The organism is Allobosea sp. P4_C6 (assembly GCF_056402015.1).
Window position 1 is genome coordinate 1 of sequence record NZ_JBFUIF010000143.1, and the last position, 3,413, is coordinate 3,413.

At 64.2% G+C, this 3,413-nt stretch carries 4 protein-coding genes; 3 read left to right on the forward strand and 1 reads right to left on the reverse strand.

What is annotated here, in order from left to right:
• On the reverse strand, positions 1 to 651 hold a 651-nt coding region (locus AC1DVA_RS26975; protein ID WP_476807930.1), incomplete at its 3' end, for a LysR family transcriptional regulator.
• Between the two features lie 279 nt (positions 652 to 930).
• On the opposite strand from AC1DVA_RS26975, the gene AC1DVA_RS26980 reads away from it, so the two are divergent.
• From AC1DVA_RS26980 to AC1DVA_RS26990, 3 genes are all read left to right on the forward strand, one after another.
• Entirely contained in the window at positions 931 to 1,917 is a 987-nt protein-coding gene (locus AC1DVA_RS26980) for an aldo/keto reductase (protein WP_476807931.1), read from the forward strand.
• A gap of 107 nt (positions 1,918 to 2,024) precedes the next feature.
• Positions 2,025 to 2,858 (forward strand): SDR family oxidoreductase, encoded by an 834-nt coding sequence (locus AC1DVA_RS26985; RefSeq protein ID WP_265052952.1) that lies wholly within the window; start codon positions 2,025 to 2,027, stop codon positions 2,856 to 2,858.
• Positions 2,859 to 2,880: 22 nt separating this feature from the next.
• Positions 2,881 to 3,336 carry a cytochrome P460 family protein gene (locus AC1DVA_RS26990; protein WP_265052951.1) on the forward strand — a complete coding sequence of 152 codons (456 nt, stop codon included), beginning with the start codon at positions 2,881 to 2,883 and terminating at the stop codon, positions 3,334 to 3,336.
• The last annotated feature ends 77 nt before the right edge of the window (positions 3,337 to 3,413 follow it).

Consider the following 3,413-nt stretch of genomic DNA (forward strand, 5'->3'; position numbering starts at 1 on the left):
GACCTTGAGCTCGCGTCCGTCCTTGCTGAAGTCCCACACGAAATGCCCCCGTGACGCCGAGAGGCGAAGGTTGATGCATCGGTGACGAACCAGGTCCTGGGGGACCATCGGCGGCGGCCGCTCGGCGAAGTACGCGGGTGACCCGACCATCGCGATATCCAGATCCGGCGCGATGCGGACGGCGATCATGTCCTTATCGACGTGCTCTCCCAAGCGAACGCCGGCGTCGAGTCGCTCGGCCACGATGTCGACCAGGCCGTAGTCGGAAACGATCTCGACGCTGACGTCGGGATATTTGGGCAGGAATGTCTTGAGCACCGGGTAGATGATGGTGTCGGTCGCATGCTCGACCGAGGTGATGCGGATCGTGCCCGCCGGTTTCTCGCGCATCTCGCTCAATGCCGCGAGGCTCGCGTCCAGCCCGCTCAGCGCCGGCACCAACGTCTCCAGCAGCCGCTCGCCGGCATCGGTTGGCGACACGCTCCGGGTCGTGCGACGCAGCAGCCGCAGGCCCAGCCGGCCTTCGAGCCGTCGCACAATCTGGCTCAGCGCCGACTGCGACATGCCGAGCCTCGACGCCGCCAGCGTGAAGCTCTCGGCCTCGGCCACGGCCAGGAACGCCGAGAGATCGGCTAGGTCCTCGCGTTTCATTCAGTGCGCCTGCTTCTAGGTTCATGCACTTCATAGCGGCTAATCGCTGGACGCGACAGCGCCTAGGCTCACGCCAACGGAACAGCGCTGGCCCTTGGGCATCCCAATGGCAGCCTCCTGGCCATGACCGACGCGTCCGCCGAAACACCCGCCACCGTCTTCAACGGCCGGCGCGGATTCCTGAAATCGACCGCTTTGCTTGGCGCCGCCGCGGCGATTGCACCGCTCTGGGGCGCCCATACGGCAGACGCACAGCCAGCCGGAACCAAAGGCACGACGATGAAAACCCGCAAGCTCGGCAAACTGGAAGTCTCGGAACTCGGCTTCGGCTGCATGAACCAGAGCGGCAACTACAACGGCCCGGTGCCCAAGGATCAAGGCATCAAGACGATCCGCGCAGCCTTCGAGAACGGGGTGACGTTCTTCGACACCGCCGAGGTCTACGGCCCCTACATTAACGAGGAGCTCGTCGGCGAGGCGCTCCAACCGTTCCGGGACAAGGTCAAGATCGCCACCAAATTCGGGTTCGCGATCGACGGCACCGTCGCCCTGGACAGCCGGCCGGAGCGCATCAAGCGCGTCGTCGAGGAATCCCTCAAGCGTCTGCGGACTGACCATATCGATCTCTACTACCAGCACCGTGTCGACCCCGCCGTGCCAATCGAGGACGTCGCCGGAGCGGTGAAGGACCTGATCAACCAGGGCAAGGTGTTGGGTTTCGGCCTGTCTGAGCCGAGCGCCAAGACCATTCGCCGCGCCCATGCCGTGCAGCCCGTCACAGCCGTTCAGAACGAGTATTCGATGTGGACCCGCAACGTTGAGCTGAACGGCATCCTCGACACCTGCAACGAACTGGGCATCGGCCTCGTGCCCTGGTCTCCGGTGGCGATGGGCTTCCTGACCGGCAAGTACGACCCGTCGACCAAGTACGACGAGAAGACGGATTTCCGTGCCGGCTTCCCGAGGTTCTCGAAGGAGTTCATGCCGCTCAACATGCCCATCGTGGAGTGGTTGAAGGAGTACGCCGCCAAGAAGGGCGCGACGCCGTCCCAGGTCGCGCTCGCTTGGCTGATGGCCAAGAGCCCCAACATCGTCCCGATCCCGGGCACCCGCAGCGAGACCCACCTGCTGGAGAACCTCGGCGCGACCCGCGTGCAGCTCGACGCCGCTGACGTCCTCGCGATCGACACCTCTCTGTCCAAGTTCCCGGTCTATGGCGACCGCATGGGCAAGGACCACATGCTCTCGATCGATTACTCGATCTGATCCGCAGAAGGGGGGCCGAGACGTTCTCGGCTCCCATCGAGCGCCCGATTCCCCAGGCGATGAGGCGGCCTCGGCACGAAGCGTCATCGCCAAAAGAAGCAAACATCATGACCAAGATTTGGTTCGTCACCGGTGCCGGCCGTGGCCTGGGCATTGATATCGCACGCAAGGCACTCGCGGCCGGCCATCGCGTCGTCGCGACGGGACGCGATCCGGAGAGGGTGCGCAAGGCGATCGGCACGCATGACAGCCTGCTCACGGTCGCGCTGGACATCACCGATCCCGAGGCCGCCGGCAGCGCCGCCAAGGCAGCGATCGATCGCTTCGGTCGAATCGACGTGCTGGTGAACAACGCCGGCAACTTCTACGCCGGGTACTTCGAGAACATCGGCCCCGACGATTTCCGGGCGCAGATGGAGACCAACTTCTTCGGGCCTACGATCGTCACCCGCGCAATCCTGCCGATAATGCGCAAGCAGCGCGCCGGCCAGGTCATCACCGTCACGTCCCTGGCCGGCCTGATCGGGCAGGAATTCGTCGTCGCATACGCCGCCTCGAAGTTCGCCCTCGAAGGTTGGATGGAATCGCTCCGCTATGACGTGGCACCGTTTGGCATCGAGACGATGGCCGTCGAGCCGGGCTTCTTTCGCACCGAGCTCCTCGTCGAGGGCGCCTCGACGATCTGGCCCCAGTTGGCGGTCGACGATTACGCCGAGCGCACGGCCCAGACCGTCGCTGCCTGGTCAGGCATGAATGGTCTCCAGGGAGGTGATCCGGCGAAGCTGGCCGGTGCGATGGTCACCTTGTCCGATTCCGGGAAGCTCCCGCTGCGCTTCGTCGCCGGCGCGGACGCCATGGCGGCCGTCGAGGCGAACCTGAAGACCATCCAGCAGCAGATCGACGAGCATCGCGAACTCTCTACCTCGCTCGCTCTGGATTGAACCGCATCGAAAGGGAAACAGCATGACGGTCCACCGCATAGCTGCGATCGCGTTCCTACTGTGCTCGATCGTGACGGCGAACGCCCAGACCAACCGCGCGACCTTCCCGAAGGACTTCGACAAGTACGTGCTCTACGCCACGTACGATCGGGGCTTCAACAAGGAGGAAGCGTTCGCACTGCCGGAGACGCTCGCTCTGGCCAAGGCCGGCAAGCCGCTCCCGCCGGGCACCCGGCTCGTCCTCGGCGTCTGGAGGGCGCGTCAGCTCGCCGAGTATTTCGTGATGGAGAAAGGGGTGAACTGGGGCGCGGATTTCCCGGCAGACGTCAGCACCGGCGACTGGCATTTCCAACAGTTCGATACCAGCCGCCAGATCAGGCGCACGGCCTTCGCAGATCGGTGCCAGTCCTGCCACAGCTCGCAATCGCGCGACGACTATCTTTTCACGATYGACCGGATGCGAGCCTACGTTCCATAGGTTTTGCCCCGGAATATCGATCTTGCGCCATTTCGGGACATTCGGTGGCTGCCCGTAAGCGCACTCGGCTTTTTATC

Excerpts from the sequence above, each read along its gene's own strand:
- AC1DVA_RS26985 (WP_265052952.1), top strand. The coding sequence starts at position 2,025 with ATGACCAAGATTTGGTTCGTCACCGGTGCCGGCCGTGGCCTGGGCATT.
- AC1DVA_RS26980 (WP_476807931.1), top strand. The coding sequence starts at position 931 with ATGAAAACCCGCAAGCTCGGCAAACTGGAAGTCTCGGAACTCGGCTTC.